Below are 21,434 nucleotides of genomic sequence, written 5' to 3' on the forward strand. Positions count from 1 at the left end.
AGCCGTCCAGGCCGGGCACGGCGACGACGGGACGGGCGCCGGGCGGGCACCCGGCCCGGTCACCGGTTCAGGTTCCCGGGCCGAACAGGTCGGTCAGCATGGCGGCGCCTTCGCCTTCCGCGCGGACCTCCAGGTGCAGTTCGGCGCCGTCGAGTTCGAGGCGGAACCCGATGAACGGGCAGCACCGCTGCTCGGCGGCGGCGAGCGCCGCGACGTCGGCGGCCCGGCCGGCGGGCAGGGTGAACCGGATCCCGCCGTCGGTCTCCCGCCGCGCCGCACCGTCGGTCAGCCCCCGCCACCGGGCGATGCGGGCGGCGAGGTCGCCGCCGTCCAGCGAACAGGCGACCGGGGCGCTCCGCCGGCGTCCGCCCCCGCCCTCGGGGACCCGCCGCCGGGGACGGGAGGCGGCGTCGACCGGGTGAGGGGCCCGGGCTTCGTCGGCGGGGAACCCGCATCCGGCATCGCAGGGGCCGGGCCGGTCAGGCAGCGAGTCCAGGTGCCGCAGCGTCCGGTGCAGGGCGGCGGTGAAGGCGGCCAGCTCGGCGGCGCGCGCCTCGGCGTCGGCGATCCGGGCGGCGACGCGCGGCCGCAGATCGGCCTTCACGTCCGCGCAGGCGCCCGACTCCCGCACCCCGAGCAGCTCGGAGACCTCGTCCAGCGGCAGCCCGAGACGCTTGGCCGCGCCGATGAACGCCAGGCGGTCCACCGAGTCCTCCCCGTACAGCCGGTGGCCGGCCGGGGACCGCTCGGCGGGCAGCAGGCCGGCCGACTCGTAGAAGCGCAGGGTGGTGGCCGGGACGCCGGAGCGCTCGGCGAGCCGGGAGATCCGCATCGTGCTCATGGGCCGACGGTAGACCTTCGACCCGACTCGAAGGTCAAGCCTTCGCCCTCCGGCGCGGCCGCCCGTGATCGGCGGGCCGGTCGCGACGGCCGCCGGACGGGCGGTGATCGGGCGAGCGGTGTGGCGGTGCGGCCGTCACGGGACGTGTGGAACCGGCGTCTGATCCGTTCATGGCTTGTTCACATCTAGCACTGGGATGTTAGCAAAACAAGTCGTTATATTTGTGGTCGTTCTGTCATACGATCATCGCTGGCCGGCCGCCGCCACCCTCCCGTCCCCCGACGGAAGGGCCCCTTGCTCCACCCCCCGAAGCGCAGGAGGTCCGAATGTCTTCGCATGCCGTCCCGCTGTCCCGGCGCAGATTCCTTGGATGGGGCGGGGCCGGTGCGGCCACCGTCCTGCTCGGCACCGGCGCGCTGGGCGCGACCGCCGCGCACGCCTACACGCTGCGCAAGTCCGGGCTGTTCACGCTGGGCGTCGCGTCCGGCGACCCGTCACCGGACGGCTTCGTCCTCTGGACGCGGCTGGCCCCCGAGCCGTTCGCCGCCGACGGCAAGGCCGGGATGCCCGACCGCCGCATCGAGGTCGAGTACGAGGTGGCGCGGGACGAGCGGTTCAAGCAGATCGCGCGGCGCGGCTCGGCCGTGGCCTCGCCCGAGCTCGGGCACTCGGTGCACCCGGAGATCTCCGGGCTCGCTCCCGGCCGCGAGTACTACTACCGCTTCCGCGCCGCCGGAGAGATCTCCCCGGTCGGCCGCACCCGTACCATGCCCGCCGCCCGGTCGATGCCGGCCGCGCTGTCGTTCGGCGTCGCGTCCTGCCAGGCATGGCAGGACGGGTACTTCACGGCCTTCGACCACATGGCCGACGAGGACTTCGACCTCATCGTCCATCTCGGCGACTACATCTACGAGTACGAGCTCACCGACAACAACCGGCGCGGGGTGAGCGTGCCGCCGCAGTTCGGCAGCGAGACGTTCGACCTGGCCCGGTACCGCCTCCAGTACTCGCTGTACAAGTCCGAGGAGCCGCTGCAGCGGGCGCATGCGCAGTGCCCGTGGATCCACACGCTGGACGACCACGAGGTCGTGAACGACTGGGCGAACGACACGGTCATCATGGGGCGCGACCCGAACCCCGATCCGGCCGAGTTCGCCGCCCGCAAGGCCGCGGGGTTCCAGGCGTTCTACGAGAACCTGCCGCTGCGCCGCGCCCAGCTGCCGTCGGGGCCGAACATCCGGCTGCACCGCAGGCTGTCCTACGGCAGGCTCGCCGAGTTCACGATGATCGACACGCGCAGCCACCGCGACATCCAGGCGTGCTCGTACGGCAACGGGACGGGCCGCACCAGCTCCTGCGACGAGCGGTTCGACGCCTCCCGCACGATCCTGGGCGACGAGCAGCGCCGCTGGCTGCTGGACGGCTTCGCCCGCTCGCGGGCGCGCTGGCAGATCCTCGGCAACCAGGTTCCGATGACCGAGACCGACTGGGCTCCCGGGCCGGCCAAGGACGTGTGGGTCGACCCGTGGGACGGCTACGTGGCCGACCGCAACAAGGTGCTGTCCGCCGCGCACGAGCACGGTCTGCGGAACCTCGTCGTGCTGAGCGGCGACCGCCACCAGAACTACGCCGTCGACCTCAAGCGCGACTTCGACGAGCCCGGCTCGCCGACCGTCGCGACCGAGTTCACCACGACGTCCATCACCAGCGGCGGTGACGGCGCCGACATCGACGACCTCGGCCGCACGTTCCTGGAGGCGAACCCGCACATGCGGTTCTACAACGCCCAGCGCGGCTACGTCAGGGTCAACGTCGACCGGAACCGCTGGCGCAGCGACTTCCGCGTGATGCCGTACGTCACCAGGCCGGGCGCGCCGGTGTCCACCCGGGCGTCCTTCGTCGTCGAGGACCGCACCCCGGGCGTCCAGCCGGCCTGACCCGGCGCACGGTGAGCGGCCGTGCCGGAGGCGGGGGCCCGCGGGCCCCCGCCTCCGGGCGGCGCCTCCGGGCGGCGCCGCGTCGCGGCGCCGCGGTCAGACCTCGCGGAAGGGGACGCCGAGGAGGTCCGCGGCGGCGCGGTAGACGCCGGCGCGGTGCCCCACCGACAGGGACCAGTGGTGGCCGATGCCGGTGGCCGACCAGTCGTCGACCCACTCGCCCGGGTCGCGGCCGAAGTCCACGCGGCTGGTGGTGTTGCCGATCTCGAGCAGCGGCCCCGGCACGACGTCGCCCTCGGCGGCGATGAACGCGAGCGTCCCGTCGCGGTCCTGCCCCACGCCGAGCAGCGTGACGGGGCCGTGCTGGACGTCGAACTCGACGGACACGCCCCAGCCCCGCTTGCCGTGGTAGACGCCCAGGCCGCGCAGCAGCGGGTCGCGGCTCGCGACGGCGAGGTGGGCGGGCCCGTCGTGGCCCATCTCCACGACGCCGTCCTCGAAGTTGAGGGACTGGATCTCGCAGAACGACCCGCCCGCACCGACGACCTGGGTGGCGAGCTGGGCGACGGACGTGCGCAGCTCGTACTCGCCGGTCGCGGGCAGCCCGCGGGCGGTCAGCAGCGACGCGCCGAGGATCATCCCGGCGCCGAGGCGCTCGTGCAGCTCGCCGTCCAGGCCCCGGTGGTAGTAGGCGAGGCTGTCCAGCTCGAAGTCCTCGACCAGCCGGTCGAGGCCGACCGAGACGCGGGCGCCCCAGGCGAAGTCGTCGTCGTCCACGCTCGGGTCGAGCGTGAAGACCTGCCGCGCGAGGTCCATCCTGGCCGCCGCCTCGGCGTCGGTGACCTGCTCCACCCGGTGGCGCAGGTCGTCGAACTCCAGGACCTCGACGTGGCTGCCGAACGTGGCGGGCAGCAGGGTCAGGTCGGTGGAGACGTCGAGCATGCCCGGGTACAGGTGGCCCATGAGCCCGTGGCGGGCGTGGCGCAGGGCCGCGCGGATCTTCGCGGCCTGGATCCACCGCTCGATGCGCGTCCACGCCGACTCCTGCTCGAGGTGGCCGGACACCGAGCGGAAGGGGATGCCCGCCCGGCGGAACACGTTGCCGACCTCGGGGACGGCGCACTGCCCGCAGTACGCCAGCCAGTCGCCCGTCCCGAACGTCGCGTGGTCCATCTTCTCGGTCGGCTGCAGGTCGATGACCAGGACGGGCGTGTTCGACCGCTGGGCGATCGGGAGCACCATCGAGGCGGTGAGGTAGGTCGTCAGGAACATGACGATCAGGTCGCAGTCGGCCTTCCGCAGCCGCTCGGCGGCCGCCGCGCCTTCCTGCGCGTCGGAGATGAAGCCGACGTCGGTGACCTCGGCGTCCATGTCCCGGAACCGCTCCGAGACCCGCCGGGCGGATTCCTGGAGCTGGGGCAGGAGGCCGGGGAACTGGGGCCAGTACGTGCCCAGCCCGCCCGCCACCAGACCGATGCGGGTCTTGCGGCGGACGAAGGGCGGCAGCAGCGTGCGGTCGGTGATCGCCTCACTCATCGGGCTTCTCCTCTGTCGGTGCGCTTCGCGCGCTCGTGAAGGGGACGGGCCGTGCGGTGCCGGGCTCCGGTCATGCGGCACTCCTCCCGGAGATGTGCAGGGGGCGCGGCGTCAGCCGGGCGGCGGGGAGACCTTCTCGGTCACGCGAAGGACCACCGGCCCCAGCAGACCGGTGGTCCGCTGGCCCTCGAAGACGAAGTGGGTCGGACTGGCGTCGTCCAGGTACGGGGCGAGGGTGCCGTAGACGACGACGTCGATCTCGTTGCGGCCTTCGCGCAGCGCGGTGCCCAGGTCGAAGACGTACGGGGCGCAGATCCGGACGCCCGCCGAGGTCCCGTTCACCGCCACCTCGGCGGTGCCTCGGACGCCGCCGAGGTCGAGTTCGGCCCGCCCGGGGTCGGCGTCCAGGTCGAGGGTCCGGCGGTAGCGGACGCCGCCGCTGTAGCCCGCCAGACCCGCGTCCTCCCAGTCGCCCGGCTCGATCGTGCCGGGGCCGACCTCGAACCGGACGGGTCCGGCGAGGGCGGCGCCCTCCCGGTGGCCCGGGTCGGTGCGCAGCCGCATCTCCGCGGTCCCGGCCGGGCGGCGGTCGCCGGGCAGCTCGACCTCGACGGCGTCGCCGATCCGCGTGTGGCGCAGCGCGATGCCGTCCAGGACGACGCCGGCGACCTCGGCCCGGGCGGTGAACCGCATGCGGGTCGCGCCCGGAGGGACCGTGCAGCGCAGCCACTCGGTGCGCGGGCCCGCGCCCGGGACGGCGAAGACCGCGGGCAGGACGGCGCCGCCGTCGTCCCGGCCGTCCAGCCAGCCGGCGCCGGGGAGGGGATGCGGGCGCCGGTGCAGGTGCAGGGCCGCCGGGTCGCCGTGCTGGGCGCGCCCGGCGACGACCCGCACCGCCGTCCCCGCACGGGACGCCCGCCAGCCGGCGCCGGAGACGACCGGGCCGTCCACCAGGACGCTCGCGGGCGCCCGGTCCTCGGTGAGGACGACGGTGAGCCGCGAGCCGGTCCCGCCGGGAAGCGTGTAGCGGCCCACGCGGGGCGTGTCCTGCTCGGCGTACGGTTCGAAGCCGCCCTGGCGGCCGATCTCCACGCCGTCGACCAGGACGCGGCAGGCGGCGGCGGACGCCACCTGGAGGACGCCCGCACCGCCGTCCGGCAGCCGCGCCGTGAACGCGACCTCCGCGCCGGGACGCGGGTCGCCGTGCGCGGTCATCCACTCGGGCCGCGCGCAGGCGGCGGGGTCGGCGGTGACGGACAGGTGGCCGCGCAGCCGCAGGTCCTCCTCCGGCACCAGCCGAACTTCCAGCGTGTACTCGCCCGCGGGGAGCCGGGCCTCGGACACCGCCAGGTACCCGTGGTCGTCCAGCGGCACGGCCTCGCCGTCCAGGACGGCGGTCTTCGCGGCCGGAGCCCCGATCACCAGGTGGCCGCCCGGCGGCGGCACGGTCATGCGCGTCCGCACGACCACCTGCCGTCCCGCCTCGATCCGGCCGAAGTCGAGGAACTCCTCAGGGACGTGCCCCTTGGGGCCGAGGACCGCCCGGTGGATCGGGTCCTTGCGGATCCCCCTGGTGTCGGAGTAGACGATCGGCCGCCACTCGTGGCCGGCGCCGGTCGAGGCGGTGTCGGTCCAGGCGGTGTCGGTCCAGACCGCGTGGGGGCCGAACGTCGCGTGGACCGGCTTCCAGCCCTCTGCGGACGGCTCCTCGCCGGCCCGGTGCGACAACCGCCAGCTCTCCAGCACGGGCATGCCGCCGCGGGGCCGGGCGAAGTCGCCCCACGTGTTGTCGAGCGTCGGCACCAGCTCCATGCCCCAGGCGGAGCCCAGGACGATCTCGCGGCCGGGGCGCTCGGGCGGCGGCCGCGTGGCGCCGTCCCCGCCGCCGCCGGGGAAGATCAGCAGAGCGGCGGGCGCGTCGTCGAACGGGACGACCACGTCGACCCACGACGGCCCCTGCACCGTGGGGAGGGGCCGCGGCTCGCCGCCGAAGGGGCCGGCCAGGAAAGCCGGTCCCGCGACGCCGTTGACCCGCACCGGCATGTCCCGGTGGTAGCGGCCGGGGTCGAAGTCGTACGCGACGTCCAGCCAGCCCAGGTCGATGCCGCGTTCGTCGGGGCGGCCCACCGACACGCGGCTGGCCATCGCGGCGCTGGCCGTCACGAACACGACCGTCGCGCCGTCCACCTCGCGCACCAGGGCGGGGACGGGCGCCTCCACCCGCCGCGCGCCCCGCAGGACGGGCACGAGGGATTCGGCGTCGGCGACGGTCTCGACGCGGGACGCCAGCCGGGCCACGGCCGCGCCGGCCCCGGGGTCGCCGACGCCGAGCCGGGGCGGCGGGCCGATCGCGACGACCCGCCCGCCGGCCTCGACCAGTTCGAGGAAGCGGCGGGCGGTGTCGCCCTCCAGCACCGTGCACGCCGGCAGCAGCACCGTCCCGTAGGACTCGCCCGCCACCGCCAGCTGCCCGTCGCGGACCGCGGCGCGCCGCACCGAGTCGTCGTCCACGACGTCGGCGTCGACCCCCGACCGGTCCAGGACGCCCGGAACCATCTGGAACCACGCCATGTCGCCGACCAGCGCCCGGTAGGTCTCCTGGGCCTCGGCGGCGAACGCGTCGACGCCGTCCAGCCGGGACCCGGCCTGCGCGGTCGCCGTGGGGAACAGGACGGCCACGTCGCACACGTGCCGTCCGAGGGACAGGGCCGCGCACAGACGCGTGACGGCCTCGGCGAAGACGCGGTGGTGCCGCCAGTAGGGCTGGCGCCAGTCCGTGGACGGCGGCGCCCACTCCCACCAGCCGGCCTTGGTGGTGTAGTAGGCGGCGTGCGGGTTGAAGAGGGTGGCGCCCGCGCGCAGCCACGGCAGGAGCCAGTCGAAGGTCTCTTCCAGCGTCCCGCCCCACCCGCTGGAGTGGAACGCCTCGATCCACACCCGGTCGCGCCCGTACAGGTGGGCCAGGGACGAGTGCACCCGCGCGTCGCCGTGGTGGTCGGAGCCCGGGGCACCGAACCAGCGGTGGGTGCGGGCGTAGTCGGCGTACAGCCGGACGCCGTCCACGGGATGCCCGGCGCGCGCGGGGTCCTGCTGGTCGCAGCCGTGCAGCAGCCCGTGCCGCCGGTGCCATTCGGCCAGCGGGCGGAAGAACGCCTCCTCGGCCAGTTCCCCCCGGGTCAGGTGGTAGTCGCGCCGGACCCGCAGGTCCGCCTCGTCCCCTCCCCGCCACAGGGACGGCAGGTGCGGGGCGAGGTCGTAGCCGCGGCGGGCGGCGAACTCCGCGGCGAACTCCCGGGTCCAGGTGGGGATCGACGGCAGCTCGTCCTGGAAGGAGCCGACGATGGCGGTGCCGAGCCGATGCCCCAGCCGCCGCTCGTACTCGCCGTGGACGCGGTCCAGCAGGGCGGCGCACGCCTCCGCCGACAGGTAGTCGAAACCGCGCGCGGAGACGCCGCCGTCCCGGCCGAGCCACTGCCCGGCGAACGCGGGCGCGTCCCGCACCAGCCGCGCCTGCAGGTCGGCGCCCGAGAACCCGAGCTGGTCGTAGAACCAGAGCGAGACGCCCAGCTCCAGGGCGTCCTCGCAGACGCCGTCGAGCAGCTCCCACCAGGCGTCGGTGAAGAACGCCGGCTCGTCCGCGTCCGCGCCGAACATCGGACCGGACGGCGCCAGGTTCAGGACCACGAGGTTGTACACGCCGCCGGACGCGAACCGCTCGAGCTGGTCGCGCAGGCGCCGCCGGTCCAGCCGTTCGCCGCTCCACCACCAGATCGGCGCGGGGGAGTGGGTGCGCGGCGGCGCGTCCAGCACGGCCCGCAGCCGCGGCGGGATCGCGGTGCTCATCCTTTCAGCCCGCTGGCGAAGCCCTTGATGACGTACTTCTGCAGCACCAGGAACACCGCCAGGATCGGCAGCGACGCCAGCACGAGCCCCGCGAACACCAGCCCGTTGTCGGAGACGTACTGGCCGACGAACGCGAAGATCCGCACCGGGACCGTCTCCCGCGTGGAGCCGCCCAGGTAGAGCAGCGGCGTCAGCAGGTCGTTCCAGATGAACACCGCGTTGAGGATCAGCACCGTGCCGGTGATCGGCCGCAGCAGCGGGAACACCACCTGGGTGAACGCGCGGAAGTGCCCGGCGCCGTCGATCAGGGCCGCGTTGGCGTAGTCGCGCGGCAGCGCCCGGACGAACCCCGTGTACAGGAAGATCGTGAAGGGCAGCTGGATGCCGGTGTAGAAGACGATGATCCCGGGATAGGTGCCGAGCAGCCCGGCCGAGTCCACCATCTTGAACAGCGGGATCATGCCGAGCTGGAACGGCAGCACGATGCCCAGCAGGAACAGCATGTACATCGCGTAGCCCAGCCGCGTCACCTGCCGCGACAGGTGGTAGGCGGCCAGCGAGCCGATCGCGATCAGCGCGATCAGGCTGACCACCGTGATGACCGTGCTGTTCATCAGCGCGGGGCCGATCTCGGCGCGCGTCCAGGCGTTGGCGTAGTTGTCCAGGGCGGGGCTGGACGGCGGCGCCAGCGGCGACTCGGCGATCTGCCGGGGATCCTTGAACGACATCGTGATCAGCGCGTACACCGGGAACAGGAAGGCCACGGCGGCGGCGATCATCACCAGCTCCAGGCCGAAGGTGCGCAGCCCGTACCTGGGGTTCATGCTGAGTCCTTTCCGAGGGCGGCCCCCCAGGCCGTCCGTGCGGGTCCGCCGCTCATGCCGAGACCTCCCGGCCGCGCAGGTAGTAGATCTGCACCATCGACACCGCGGCGACGAACAGGGCGAGCACCAGGGCGATCGCGGTGCTGTAGCCGTAGTTGCCGAACACGAACGCCTGCTTGTAGAGCACCGTGGACAGCGTCTCGCTGGCGTACCCCGGGCCGCCGTTCGTCGCGGCGTACACCTGGTCGAACAGCTTCAGGCCGCCGATGGTCGACAGCATCAGGTTGATGGTGACGGCGGGCGCCAGCAGCGGCCAGGTGACGTGCCGGAACCGCTGCCACCGCCCCGCGCCGTCGATCATCGCCGCCTCGTGCAGCTCCTCCGGGACGCCCTCCAGCCCGGCCAGGAAGATCACCATCGAGTAGCCGGCGAACTGCCAGACCACCATGCCCGCCACCGACCACAGCGCCAGCCCGGGGTCGCCGAGCCAGTCCTGCCGGAGCCCGCCGAGGCCGATCGCGCCGAGGATGCCGTTGACGCCCGCCTCGGGCGCGGGGTTGTAGATGTACTTCCACAGGAACGCCACCATCACCGGGCTGACCACGGCCGGGGCGAAGAAGATCACTCGCAGCGCGGACCGCGACTTGATCTTGGTGTGCACGCCGAGCGCGAGCAGCAGCCCGATGCCGTTCTGCACGAACACGATCGCCACGGTCAGCAGCAGCGTGTTGACCAGGGACCCGCGCGCCGCCTCGTCGTCGAACAACCGGGAGAAGTTGTCCAGACCGATGAAGCTGCGCTCGCCGAGGCCGTTCCAGTCGGTGAAGGCGTACACCGTGCCCGCCGCCGCCGGGTACAGCACCACGAGCGCGTACACGGCCAGGGCGGGGGCGGCGAACCACCACGGCGGGCTCAGGAACCCGCCGCGGCGCCGGCGCCGGGCGGGCGGCCGCTTCGCGGGGCGGGTCTCCTTCGCGGCCGGGGCGGAACCGAGGGTGGAGGTCACGGCTCAGGACTTCTTCCGGTAGGTCTCGTCCAGCTTGGCCAGCGCCTCGGCGATGGTGGTGCGCCCGCCCAGCAGTTCCTGGACGGCGGCGAAGTGCGCCGGCTGCACCTCGGCGTTGGGCCAGCCCTGGTCCATGAACGGGACGGCCTTGCCGCCGTCGACGAACGGCAGGAACGACTCCAGCACCGGGTCGATCTTGGAGGAGCCGTCGCGGGTCAGCGGGATGCAGGCCACGGCCTCGGCCCAGGTGTTCATGTTCTTCTGCTCGCCGAGGAACTCCACGAACGCCTTGGCCTCGTCGAGGTTCTTGCTGCGCGCGCTGACGCCCAGCCCGACCACCACGCCGGCGGGGATCCAGCAGTCCTTCTCGGCGTCGGCGCCCGGCACCGGGAACATGCCGAGGGCGTCCGGGCCGGCGGCCTGCTTGCGGAAGTCCGGCAGCACCGCCGACACCTGGATCGCCATCCCGGCCTCGCCGGTGGCGACCATGGCCGTCTGCTGCTCGAAGGTGGTGCCGTTGGGGTTGTCGTTGAAGTACCCGCGCTTCTGCAGCTCCAGGTACATCTCGAACGCCTGCTCCCAGCCGGAGCCCGCGAAACCGGCCGATCCCGCCTTCATCTGCTCGTCGAACCGCGGGTTCTTCGCGTAGACGGTGGACGGGACCAGCGCGTAGGTGATCAGCTGGGTGACCCACGGGGTCTGCGCGCCCAGCGCGATCGGGACCTTGCCCTTGGCCTTGATCTTCTCGCAGACGTCCAGGAACTCCCGCCAGGTCTTGGGCGGCTCGACCCCGGCGTCCTCGAACACCTTCTTGTTGTAGACGGCGCCGATGACGCTCGAACCGGCGGAGTAGACGTAGGTCTTCCCGTCGTTCTGGAAGGCGGGCTTGAGCGTCTCCGGGACGCGCCCGGTCCACGCCTGGTCGCTGAGATCGGCCAGCAGCCCGGCCTGGGAGATCTGCACCATGCTCATCGCCGAGCCGTTGCCCGGGAACACCACGTGGACGTCCGGGGCGTTGCCCGCGCCGAGCCGGGTGCGCACCGAGGTCTGCACCTGGTCGGTCGGCGCGAACGAGGTGTTGAACTTGCTCTCGGTGTACTGCTTGACCAGCAGCTCGATGGCCTTCTGCTGGTCGGCGACGCCGACGAGCTGGAGCGTTCCGGCGCCGCCGCCCGAGCCCGAGGTCCCGCCGCAGGCCGCCAGCGCGCCCATGGCGGCGACTCCGCCGCTCAGCCCGAGGAAGCCGCGGCGGGTGAGAGAAGCTGTCCGAAGCGACGTTGTCATGTGTCCTCCTCGAACCCCGCGGCCCTGTGCCGCGAGGGATCCGGCGGCCCGCACGGGCCGCCGCAGGTGCCGCGGCCGGGGCCGCGGCGGCCGTTCCCGCCGAGTCGGCTAGGGGACGGCGCCCGCCGGGTCGTCCGCGGTGAAGCGGTAGTCCCCCGAGGTCACCCGGCACAGGAGCGTTCCAGGCCCGGTGCCCAGGACCGTGACCCCGGCGGCGTCGGCCACCGGCGTCCCGCCCTCGCGCACGCTTGCGGGATCACCGGTGGGCACGTGGACGGTCGCGGTCGCGCCGGGCGGCACGCCCACCTCCAGCCGCAGCTCGCCGTCCGTCCGGCTCCAGGCGGCGCGGACGGTGCCGCGGACCGACTCGTAGGCGGCCCGGGCCCACTCCAGCCCGCCCGGACGGGGTCGGATCAGCAGCTCGCGGTAGCCGGTGGAGTCCGGCGCCTGGGCCAGCCCGGCGACGCCCTGGTAGAGCCATTCGCCGACCGAGCCCAGCGCGTAGTGGTTGAACGAGTTCATCGCCGCCGCCCGGAACCCGTGCTCCGGGGTGTAGCCGTCCCAGCGCTCCCACACGGTGGTCGCCCCCTGCCGCAGCGGGTACAGCCAGGACGGCGGGTCGGTGCGGCGCAGCAGCGCGTGCGCGAGGTCGGGACGGCCGATGCCGTCCAGCACCGGGGCCAGCAGCCCGACACCGAGGAATCCGGTGCGGGGGCCGGGGCCGGCGGCCTCGACCAGCTCGGCCAGGCGTCCCGCGGCGCGCGGCACCAGGTCCTCGGGCAGCAGGTCGAACGCCAGCGCCAGCAGGTAGCCCGTCTGGGTGTCGCCTTCGATCCCGCCGTCGGGGGAGACGAAGCGCTCGTTGAACGTCTTGCGGATGTGCGCGGCGAGCGTCCGGTACTTCGTCGCGAGGCCGTCCCTGCCCAGCACGCCGGCCGCGCGCGCCGTCAGCTCGGCGCTGCGGGCGAAGTAGGCGCAGGCCACCACGTCGCGCGGCGTGGGGGTCGGCGCGAGCCAGTCGGCGAAGTGCGGGCCCACGCGGTTCCGCCACACCAGGTCGGGGTTGTGGCGGTGGACGAAGTCGACCCAGGCGCACATCGCGTCGAGGTTGCGCTCCAGGAACCGCTCGTCCCCGTACGTCCGGTACAGGTGCCACGGGAGCAGGACGCCCGCGTCGCCCCAGCCTGGCGCGCCCTGGTCGGCCACCCCGGCCAGCCGCGGCGCCACGTTGGTGAAGCAGCCGTCGGGGGACTGGGCGCCGCGCACCTCGCGCAGCCAGCCCTCGAAGAACGCGGCGACATCGGCGTTCAGGCACGCGGTCGGCAGGAACACCTGCGCGTCGGCGAGCCAGCCCAGCCGCTCGTCGCGCTGGGGGCAGTCGGTCGGGACGCTGACGAAGTTCGACCGCTGGCCCCACGCGATGTTGGCGTGCAGCCGTTCGACGTCGGGATCGGAGCAGGCGAAGTCGCCCGTCCAGGGGGTGTCGCTGTGCAGGACGACGCCGGTGATGTCGGTGCTGCGCAACTCGGCGAGCCCGGTCACCTCGGCGTAGCGGAAGCCGTGGTAGGTGAAGCGCGGCTCGAAGACGACCTCGCCGCCGCTGCCGCCCCCGATGAGGACGTCGGTGGCTTCGGCGGTGCGCAGGTTGTCGGTGTAGAGGGCGCCGTTCTCGTCCAGGACCTCGGCGTGCCGGACCACGACGCGGGCGCCGGGGGCCGGATCGCGGAGGGCGAGCCGCACCCGGCCGGCGAAGTTCTGCCCGAAGTCGACCAGATGGCGCTCGTCGCCGACGCGGGTGACGCCGCGGGGCGCCAGTTCCCGGACGGCGCGGACCGGCGGCGCGACCGACGCGGTGAGCAGGTCGCGGTCGGTGCCGGTGACCAGCGCGGGCAGCCAGTCCGCGGCGGCGAAGCCCGGACGGTCCCAGCCGGGGGTCTCGCGGCGCAGGTCGAGGCACTCGCCCTTCAGCAGGTCGGCGTACCGCAGGGGAGAGCGGCGGGTCCACCAGGACGCGTCGGTGCCGATGACTTCGCGGCGGCCGTCGGCGTGGTCCAGATGCAGCTCGGCCAGCAGCTGCGGGAAGCTCCCGTAGTGGGCGCCGAGGCGGCGCGGATCGAACCCGACGAAGCCGCTCCACCAGCCGTCGGCGAGGGTGGCCGCCAGGACGTTCTCGCCCGCCCCGATCAGCTCGGTGACGTCGTAGGTCTGGTAGTCGACGCGGTCGCGGTAGTCGGTCCAGCCCGGCGCGAGCTCGTGGTCGCCGACGCGCCGGCCGTTGATCCGCATCTCGTACAGGCCGCGCGCGGTGACGTAGAGGCGGGCGCGGACGGGCGGCGCGTCCGGCGCGTCAAAGGGGCGGCGCAGCCGGACGGCGGGGGACAGGCCGTGGTCGGCGAGCGCCAGCTCGCCCTCCTCGGGCGCGTCCACGACGTCGAGGGCGTCCGGGTCGTGGGCGATCCAGGACGCCTGCCAGTCCGCCGCGCCGAACCGGCCGGTCTCGAACCACGAGGACGCCTCGCCGCGCGCGCCGTCCGCGGCCGTCACGGCCACCTGCCAGCGGTACCGCGTGCGCGGCTCGAGCGGCGCGCCCGCGTAGCGGACGGCCACGGCGGCCGGGTCGCCGATCTCGCCGCTCTCCCAGACCGTCGCGCCGTCCTCGTCCCGGACGAGGACGCGGCACGAGGCGGGCGTGTCGCCCCGGCGACCGGAGGCGAGCCGCCACGACAGCAGCGGGGAGCGCTCGTCGATCCCCAGCGGCTCGGCCAGGTGCTCGCAGCGGAGGCCGTACGGAGCCAGCGCCTCGTGGGAATGGCCGGTCATGACGCCGCCCTCGATCCTGAATCAAGTTCTTGGTATTTAACATCAAGAAGTGTGAGGTTGAGCGTAGAGATGCGGCTGATAGGTGTCAAGACATCGCATACCTGCCGTTCTGCGCGTATGACCTGGGCGCTCGGGAAGCGGCGGGCGCGACCGCTCCCGGTCCGCTCCGAGGGCATGTTGCTGGTCAGGTCCACACTGGTCAGGACCGACGGTTGCGGCCGCATGTCCGAGCCCGTCCCCGGCACTCGCGCGGGCCGCGACCTGGAGCGGTACAAGGAGATGCGAAAACAACAAGATCATGTGTTATGTGTGCTGCGACGGTCACCGTTCGCAGGCGTCTCCGCTCCGCCGCCCCGGGAACATCCCGACCTCGCTCCGCCGGCCCGCACCCGCGCACGCGCCGGAACGTCGTTCCGAGCCCGGGGGCGTCCCCGCCGACCCGCCGCCCTCGCCTCGGGACGGCGGACGCGCGGCGCCTACCTGGTGACGGCCACCTCGTAGGCGACCTTGTGCTCGTCCAGCTCGCGCAGCGCCTCGGCGTCCGCGCCGTCGTCGACGATGACGCGGTCGAACACCGACAGCGGCGCGACCCGGTGCAGGGCGACGCGGCCGAGCTTGGAGTGGTCGATCAGCAGGACGTTGCGCTGCGCGGACTCCAGCATGGCCCGTTTGACCGACACGATGTGCTGCTCCTGGTGGTAGGTGAACCCGGCGGAGACGGCCGAGGTCGACACGAAGCAGAGGTCGACGTTCAGCGCGCTGATCGCGTCCACGCAGGAGACGCCGAGGAAGGAGTCGTGCAGCGCGTCGTACTCGCCGCCGAGGGCCACCAGCCTGACGTCGCGCTCGCGCGCCAGCAGGTTGGTGGTCTCCAGGAAGTTGGTGATCACCGTCAGCGGGGTGACGCCGCCCAGTCTGCGGGCCAGCGCGAGCGTGGTGGTGGAGTCGTCGAGCATGACCGACATGCCCGGCTCCACCAGTGCGGCGGCCTTGGCGGCGACCGCGTTCTTGGCCGCCTGCATGGACTTCATCCGGTAGGCGACGTTGCTCTCGAACACCCCCGACGGCTGCGCCGTCACGCCGCCCCGGTACTTGCGGACGATGCCCTGCCGCTCCAGCTCGTCCAGGTCGCGGTGGACCGTCATCAGGCTCACGCCGAAGCGCTCGGCCAGGTCGCCCGCGCCGGCCGAACCCACCGACAGCACGTGGTCGGCGATCGCCCGCCGCCGCGCCTCGGGCCCGCGGCGGCCGCTGTTGTCCTTGGTCATGCTGCGATCCTCTCGTCGCCGCGCACTCCAGGACGGGTGACCGGCTGCACCGAACGGCAATTGGGCACCGCGATGTTAACAAATATCGTGCCGGCGCCGAGCGCCTTCTAACAGTCGCATGAGGGGCACCGGCCCGGCGCCGCCGTGGTCACCGTGTCCCGCGGGCCGCGTTCCCAAGCTCGGTATGGTGTCTTGATATTATAACTTCACGTCCATTGATGATATTTTAGAGGGGTCATACCGTGCGAGGGTGCCCGTTCGATCCGGGCCGCGGCGGGACGGCGGAGGAGCGGTCGCCCGCCGAGGCGGCCGCGGATGCACGGAAGCAAGGGTGACGACCGATGAGCAGCACCCTCTACCTGGTCCGGCACGGCGACACCGAGTGGCGGGCGGAGAATCGCTACGCGGGGGTGAGCGACATCGCGCTCACCGATGCGGGCCGCGACCAGGCCGAACGCCTCGGGCGCTGGGCGGCGGGGGAACGCGTGGACGCGGTCTGGGCGTCGCCGCTGAACCGGGCCCGCGCGACGGCCGCGCCCGCCGCGTCCGCGTTGCACCGTCCGATCCTGATCGACGGCGGCCTGACCGAACTGGACTTCGGCTCGGCCGAGGGCCGTACCCTCGCCGAGCTGCCGCCGGCGGACGTCGAGGCGTTCCTCGCCGACCCCGTGCACGGTGCGTTCCCGGGCGCCGAAGATCCGCGCAAGGCCGTCGAACGGGGAACGGCGGCACTGCGGCGCGCCGCGTCCCGTCACAGGGGCGAGCGGGTGCTGATCGTCGCGCACGACACGTTGCTGCGGCTGACCTTGTGCGGACTGCTCGGCATCGACCCGTCCCGCTACCGGACCGTGTTCCCCCGGGTCCGCGCATGCGCCGTGACCGAACTCGCGGTGACGGCGCAGAGCGCTGCTCTGATGAGCTACAACGCCCCCATCTCCTGACGGCCTCCGGCGAGATTCCGGTTCCGCCGCCCGTCTCGCCCGATCGTGATCTACAACGTAAAGGCGGGCGCCGCCGATCGCCGGGCGATGGCTTCCGGCGGTCGGCGGCGCGAAGCGCGACGGGTCCCGGTTCAGGAGGCGGCCGACTCCTCCTTGGGAGCGTCGGCGTTGGTGTAGACGAGGTGCACGACGCCGGTGGCGTCGAAGGTCGTCGAGGACAGCAGCTTCAGCGGGACGGTCGGGCCGTCGCCGAACAGCTTCGCGCCGTGTCCGACGACGATCGGGTGCACGAGCAGGTGCAGTTCGTCGATCAGTCCCTGCCCCAGCATCCAGCGCACCAGCGCGGCGCTGCCGGTGGTGCCGAGCCGGGTGTCGGCCTTGAGCGCCGTCAGCTTCGCGGCGACGTCGCCGCTGATGAGCGAGGAGTTCCGCCAGGTCGCCTCGGTCAGGGTGTCGGACACCACGAACTTGCGCGCGCTGTTCATGGCCTCGGTCATCGGGTCGGCGGGGTCGGCGTTCGGCCAGTAGGACGCGAACCCCTCGTAGGTGCGGCGGCCGAGAAGGGTCGCTTCCGCCTCGTTCATCAGTCCGCCGACGACGGCGCCCATCTGGTCGTCGAAGTAGGGGAAGTGCCAGGTCTCCGGGGCTTCGATCACGCCGTCGAGGGAGATGAAGAGGCTGGACTTGATGAATCCCATCGCGATGCTCCTTCTGATGCGTCCGGGACGGCCGCCCCGGACGGGTGTGTCGTCCAAAGGTCGAACGGCGTCTCGGCGGATCGACACCACCGGATTTATTTTTCCCCGGCGATGGGATCGTGGGGGCGGACGCTCAGATGCTGCGGAGCACCGAGACGACGATGCCCAGGATGACGGCGTCGTCCCCGTCGATCGCTTCGTAGGCGGGGTTGCGCGGTTCGAGGAGGACGTGGCCGTTGCGGCGCCGGTAGACCTTGACCGTGGCCTCGCCGTCGAGCATCGCGGCGACGATCTGCCCGGAGTGTGCCTCGGGCTGCTGCCGGACCACGACGAGGTCGCCGTCGCAGATCGCGGCGTCGACCATCGAGTCACCGCGCACGCGCAGGCCGAACACGGTGCCGCGCCCGGTGAGCTCCTGGGGAAGCGACAGCGTGTCGTCGACGTGCTCCTCGGCCGTGATGGGGGCGCCGGCGGCGATGTGGCCGACCACGGGGACGGTCACCGCCTCGTCGGGCTCGTGGCCCGGGCCCTCGCGAAGGAACGCCCGCACGTCGATCGGGCGGGACACCGAGGCGCCGCGCCGCAGGAAGCCCTTCTCCTCCAGGCTCGCGAGGTGCCGCGAGACGGACGAGGCGGACCGCAGGCCGACGGCGTCACCGATCTGGCGCGTGCTCGGGGGATACCCGTACCTGACCACCCAGTCCCGGATCGCGACCAGGATCCGCTGCTGGCGTGCGGGCAGTGCGGAGGCGCCCAGGCCCTCGAACGCTTCGAGATCGTCGTATCCGGTCACCTTCGGGATTGTAGAGGTCGCGCGGCCGTGTCGAGCGCCGCTCGCCGGGCACGCGGCGCCGGAACGGACGGCCGGGCGGGCCGGGCGCGACCGTCGCCGAGCGCCAGAAGGCGGTCCGCGGTTCAGGAGAGGGCGCGCCAGGCCCGCGACAGAGCCAGCCGGAACTGCTCCTCTTGCCGCGCGGTCAGGTCGTCGAGCATGCGCCGCTCCAGCAGGCGGACCGGTTCGGCGAGCTCCGCCAGCAGCGCGCGTCCCGCGTCGGTGAGGCGGATGAGCAGCTCCCGGCGGCTGGCGGGGTTGCGCTCGCGCCGGATGAGCCCGCGGCGCTCCAGGATGCGCACCATGTCGGCCATCGACTGGGCCGTGACGAACGAGTCGCGGGCCAGCCGGGCCGCGGACAGGCCGTCGTGCCGTTCCAGGACGGTGAGGGCCGTGTACTGCAGTGCGGTCACCCCGGCGGGGCGGACGATGTCGTCCAGGTTCGACCGGACGGCCAGTTCCAGCCGTTTGACCATGTAGAGCAGTGACGGCGCCGACCGGCCGCCGGTCGTCCGCTCGTCCTTCGCGAAGTCGTCCACGCTCAGATCCTGCCATCGATCCCGCACCGGCGATTGACAGGAAACCTGGTCGTCGTGAGACTGTCGGATCAGCAGGGTTCCTGTCGATCACGGGGAGTGCGGCATGCGGCCGGACGGCAGCAGGACGATCGTCGACGCGGCCCCGGGAGGCTGAGATGCCCGACATCGATGTCGACGGGCTGGTCGCGATCGACGTCCACACCCACGCCGAGATCTCCAAGACCGGGCACCGCTCGCTCGGCCCCGAGCTGCTCGGCGCCTCCGAGAAGCACTTCAAGGCCCACGGCCACCGGCAGCCGTCCATCGGCGAGACGGCCGCCCACTACCGGGAGCGGAAGATGGCCGCGGTGGTCTTCACCGTGGACGCCGAGCACGCCACCGGCCGGCCCCGCATCGCCAACGAAGAGGTCGCCGAAAGCTGCGCCGAACACCCCGACGTCCTGATCCCCTTCGCCAGCATCGACCCGCACAAGGGCGCGGCCGGGGTGCGCGAGGCCCGCCGCCTGGTGGCCGAGCACGGGGTGCGCGGGTTCAAGTTCCACCCCAGCATCCAGGCGTTCGCCCCCGACGACCCGATGGCCTACCCGCTGTACGAGGCCATCGAGGAGCTGGGCGTCCCGGCGCTGTTCCACACCGGCCAGACCGGCATCGGCGCCGGCGTTCCGGGCGGCGGCGGCATCCGGTTGAAGTACTCCGACCCCATGCTCGTCGACGACGTCGCGGTCGACTTCCCCGACCTGCGCATCATCCTGGCGCACCCCTCGTTCCCCTGGCAGGACGAGGCCCTCGCCGTCGCCGTCCACAAACCGCACGTGTACATCGACCTGTCGGGCTGGTCGCCCAAGTACTTCCCGCCCCAGCTCGTCCGGTACGCCAACAGCCTGCTGCAGGACAAGGTCCTGTTCGGGTCCGACTACCCCGTCATCACCCCCGACCGGTGGCTCGCCGACTTCGCGGCGCTCGACATCAAACCCGGCGTCCGTCCCAAGATCCTCAAGCGCAACGCCGCCCGCCTGCTCGGCCTCACCCGCGAGACAAACGCCTGATCACCGCGAATGATCACCGCGAAGGGGGCACGCGGCAAGGCGAGACGTCAGGTCAGGCGGTGGCCGGTGTCCTACGCGCGATCCGTGAGCTGCACACGGAGACCGAGGCCCTGTTCGACGCGGTCGCGACCCGCAGGCCGAGCACCGACGACCGCCGCGCCCAGATCATCGGCGTGTCCGACCGGCCCGCCGAACTCCGCGCCGAGATCTGGGACCCGGATCGCGGGGACGCGGGCGCGGTCCTGGATTCGGTGAGCCGCAGGAGCCGCGCGCCGTGGCCTCGGTCGTCCACCGGCTCGCGGTTCGAAGCCGAGGCGTAGGTCGCCGTCGTGCGGGAACGGCTCCCTCCGGGCCAGCACTTCCGAGACGCCGCCGGTTGCCGCACCGCCACCGCCGTCGGAGATCTCGGTCAGCAGTTCGGGCACGTCCGCCGCAGCGAACCCCACCGCGAGAACATGGTGGCCCGGTTCGTCCGCCCGGGCCAGCGCCGCCTCGGCCTCGCGGACCGTCTCGAACCAGCCGTCCCGGCCGTCGAAAGCCACTGACACCAAGTCGGCCACGCAATCGCTCAGGGACACCAGGGCGGCGGCGGGAAGCCCGGGGTCCTGCCAGTCCCGTCGGTCGGGGCGCGTGGCGACCCGGTAGCCGGCAAGGACATAGTCGAGATCCAAGGCTGCGGCCTTTCTGCGGCGCGGTGGCTCAGTCTCAGCGAAGTGTCGCCGTGTCGGTGGGGAGGGCGATCTGGCCCGTGACGAATTCGCTCCAGAGACCGAAGCGGAGGCGTGCGCCGGGGCGTGCCGTGGTCTCGGCGAAGCCGACCCGGGAGCCCGGCGGGCCCGCCTGGACGCCCTCGGCGTCGATGGTCGTCCGCGCGCAGGTCGGTAACGCTTCGGGGGTGAAGGTGATCGAGCGGTCGAACAGGAACACGAACCGGCGCGCGGCGGCGGGCACCGTGTCCTGGGCCGTCCGGCTGCGGCGGTCGAACGCGACGGTGACGCTGCGTCCCGCGTTCCGGGTGGCCCGGGCCGTGATCCCGTCCAGGTTGCGGGGGCCGGTGACGTCCGGCTCGTGGGGCCGCATCGGGCCACCGGGCGCGGGGTCGGGGAACGAGCCCGCCGCCGTGGCGGCGGTTCCGGCGAAGACGAGGGCGGTGGCGGTGAGGACGAAACCGGCCGCCATGTGGCTGGGGACGAGCCGACCGCACCGCCTTCCGGCGGAGACGCCTCAGGGCAGGATCGAGTCGACGTAGCCGCCGTCGACGCGTACCGCCGCGCCCGTGGTGGCGGAGGCGTGCGCGGAGCCGAGGTAGACGACCATGTTGGCGATCTCCGCGGGCTCGATGAGGCGCTCGAGCAGCGAGTTCGGGCGGTGCTCGACCATGAACCGGCGCTGCGCGTCGTCCCAGGGCAGGTCGTCCCCGACCATCTGCGAGACGAAGTCCTCCACGCCCTCGGTGTGGGTCGGGCCCGCGAGGACGGTGTTGACCGTGACGCCCGTGCCCGCGACGGCCTTGGCGTAACCGCGCGACACGGCGAGCAGCGCCGTCTTCGACACGCCGTAGTGCACCATCTCCTCGGGGATCGCCACCGCCGAGTCGCTCGCGATGAACTGCACCCGTCCCCAGCCCCGCGACATCATGCCGGGGAGGTAGAGGCGGGCGAGGCGCACCCCCGACAGCACGTTGGTCTCGAAGTAGCGCCGCCCCTCGTCGTCGTCGATCTCGAGGACGGGACGCGCGCCGAAGATTCCGAGGTTGTTCACCAGGATGTCGACGTCGGGCACCTGGTCGCGCACCGCCTGGGCGCCCTCGGCCGTCGCGACGTCGGCCGCCGCGCCGCGCAGGTCGGCGCCCGGCAGTTCCGAGCGCAGCGCGTCGAGGGCCTCGGTGATGCTCCGCTCCGATCGTCCGTTGACGACGGTGGTTGCTCCGGCCCGTGCCAGCCCCGCGGCGATGGCGCGGCCGATGCCCTTGGTCGAGCCGCTGACGAACGCGGTCCGTCCGCTGAGGTCGATGTCCAT

17 protein-coding genes are annotated in these 21,434 nt (G+C 73.0%); 3 read left to right on the plus strand and 14 right to left on the minus strand.

From position 1 onward, the window contains the following. Positions 1-67: 67 nt before the first annotated feature. A complete protein-coding gene (locus tag H505_RS0107250) occupies positions 68-841 on the minus strand; it encodes a MerR family transcriptional regulator (RefSeq protein WP_026401456.1) in 774 nt (257 codons plus the stop codon). Positions 842-1,167: 326 nt separating this feature from the next. Here H505_RS0107250 and H505_RS0107255 point away from each other — a divergent pair, with 326 nt between their 5' ends. After that, entirely contained in the window at positions 1,168-2,778 is a 1,611-nt protein-coding gene (locus H505_RS0107255; protein ID WP_026401457.1) for an alkaline phosphatase D family protein, read from the plus strand. 96 nt (positions 2,779-2,874) lie between these two features. Here the strand turns inward: H505_RS0107255 and H505_RS0107260 are convergent, their stop codons facing one another. The 7 genes from H505_RS0107260 to H505_RS0107290 form a co-directional block, all read right to left on the minus strand. Next, positions 2,875-4,314 carry an L-fucose/L-arabinose isomerase family protein gene (locus H505_RS0107260; RefSeq protein ID WP_026401458.1) on the minus strand — a complete coding sequence of 480 codons (1,440 nt, stop codon included), beginning with the start codon at positions 4,312-4,314 and terminating at the stop codon, positions 2,875-2,877. A gap of 111 nt (positions 4,315-4,425) precedes the next feature. Next, positions 4,426-8,157: a glycosyl hydrolase gene (locus H505_RS0107265; protein WP_051300383.1), complete on the minus strand. Its 3,732-nt coding sequence runs from the start codon at positions 8,155-8,157 to the stop codon at positions 4,426-4,428. Further along, positions 8,154-8,981 carry a carbohydrate ABC transporter permease gene (locus H505_RS0107270; RefSeq protein WP_026401460.1) on the minus strand — a complete coding sequence of 276 codons (828 nt, stop codon included), beginning with the start codon at positions 8,979-8,981 and terminating at the stop codon, positions 8,154-8,156. The genes H505_RS0107265 and H505_RS0107270 overlap by 4 nt, the downstream gene beginning before the upstream one ends. A 52-nt stretch (positions 8,982-9,033) precedes the next feature. Next, on the minus strand, positions 9,034-9,987 hold the full coding sequence (locus H505_RS0107275) for a carbohydrate ABC transporter permease (protein ID WP_026401461.1): 954 nt from the start codon (positions 9,985-9,987) through the stop codon (positions 9,034-9,036). A gap of 3 nt (positions 9,988-9,990) precedes the next feature. Further along, complete coding sequence (locus H505_RS0107280) at positions 9,991-11,271, minus strand: ABC transporter substrate-binding protein (RefSeq protein WP_026401462.1); 1,281 nt, start codon at positions 11,269-11,271, stop codon at positions 9,991-9,993. A 108-nt stretch (positions 11,272-11,379) separates the two neighbouring features. After that, positions 11,380-14,091, minus strand: coding sequence for an alpha-L-rhamnosidase (locus tag H505_RS0107285; RefSeq protein WP_034517012.1), 2,712 nt, complete (start codon positions 14,089-14,091; stop codon positions 11,380-11,382). A gap of 476 nt (positions 14,092-14,567) precedes the next feature. Further along, positions 14,568-15,359, minus strand: coding sequence for a DeoR/GlpR family DNA-binding transcription regulator (locus H505_RS0107290; protein WP_026401464.1), 792 nt, complete (start codon positions 15,357-15,359; stop codon positions 14,568-14,570). Between the two features lie 341 nt (positions 15,360-15,700). On the opposite strand from H505_RS0107290, the gene H505_RS0107295 reads away from it, so the two are divergent. Continuing rightward, a complete protein-coding gene (locus H505_RS0107295) occupies positions 15,701-16,300 on the plus strand; it encodes a histidine phosphatase family protein (protein WP_026401465.1) in 600 nt (199 codons plus the stop codon). A gap of 131 nt (positions 16,301-16,431) precedes the next feature. Here H505_RS0107295 and H505_RS0107300 read toward each other — a convergent pair whose 3' ends face one another. From H505_RS0107300 to H505_RS0107310, 3 genes are all read right to left on the minus strand, one after another. Further along, positions 16,432-16,998, minus strand: coding sequence for a dihydrofolate reductase family protein (locus H505_RS0107300; RefSeq protein ID WP_026401466.1), 567 nt, complete (start codon positions 16,996-16,998; stop codon positions 16,432-16,434). Positions 16,999-17,131: 133 nt separating this feature from the next. Next, positions 17,132-17,791 carry a transcriptional repressor LexA gene (gene lexA / locus H505_RS0107305; protein WP_026401467.1) on the minus strand — a complete coding sequence of 220 codons (660 nt, stop codon included), beginning with the start codon at positions 17,789-17,791 and terminating at the stop codon, positions 17,132-17,134. 122 nt (positions 17,792-17,913) lie between these two features. After that, the gene (locus tag H505_RS0107310) at positions 17,914-18,369 is read right to left on the minus strand and encodes a MarR family winged helix-turn-helix transcriptional regulator (RefSeq protein ID WP_026401468.1); all 456 of its coding nucleotides are present in this window, start codon (positions 18,367-18,369) and stop codon (positions 17,914-17,916) included. 155 nt (positions 18,370-18,524) lie between these two features. Between H505_RS0107310 and H505_RS0107315 the strand changes: the two genes are divergently transcribed. After that, complete coding sequence (locus tag H505_RS0107315) at positions 18,525-19,415, plus strand: amidohydrolase family protein (protein WP_026401469.1); 891 nt, start codon at positions 18,525-18,527, stop codon at positions 19,413-19,415. A 71-nt stretch (positions 19,416-19,486) separates the two neighbouring features. On the opposite strand, the gene H505_RS49725 is transcribed toward H505_RS0107315, so the two are convergent. The 3 genes from H505_RS49725 to H505_RS0107330 are packed head-to-tail and all read right to left on the minus strand — an operon-like array spanning position 19,487 to position 21,434. Continuing rightward, on the minus strand, positions 19,487-20,086 hold the full coding sequence (locus tag H505_RS49725; protein ID WP_157432935.1) for a hypothetical protein: 600 nt from the start codon (positions 20,084-20,086) through the stop codon (positions 19,487-19,489). Between the two features lie 34 nt (positions 20,087-20,120). Continuing rightward, the gene (locus H505_RS40305; protein WP_026401471.1) at positions 20,121-20,594 is read right to left on the minus strand and encodes a hypothetical protein; all 474 of its coding nucleotides are present in this window, start codon (positions 20,592-20,594) and stop codon (positions 20,121-20,123) included. A gap of 45 nt (positions 20,595-20,639) precedes the next feature. Beyond that, complete coding sequence (locus H505_RS0107330; protein ID WP_026401472.1) at positions 20,640-21,434, minus strand: SDR family NAD(P)-dependent oxidoreductase; 795 nt, start codon at positions 21,432-21,434, stop codon at positions 20,640-20,642.

Source organism: Actinomadura rifamycini DSM 43936 (assembly GCF_000425065.1).
GTDB classification, from domain to species: Bacteria; Actinomycetota; Actinomycetes; order Streptosporangiales; family Streptosporangiaceae; genus Spirillospora; species Spirillospora rifamycini.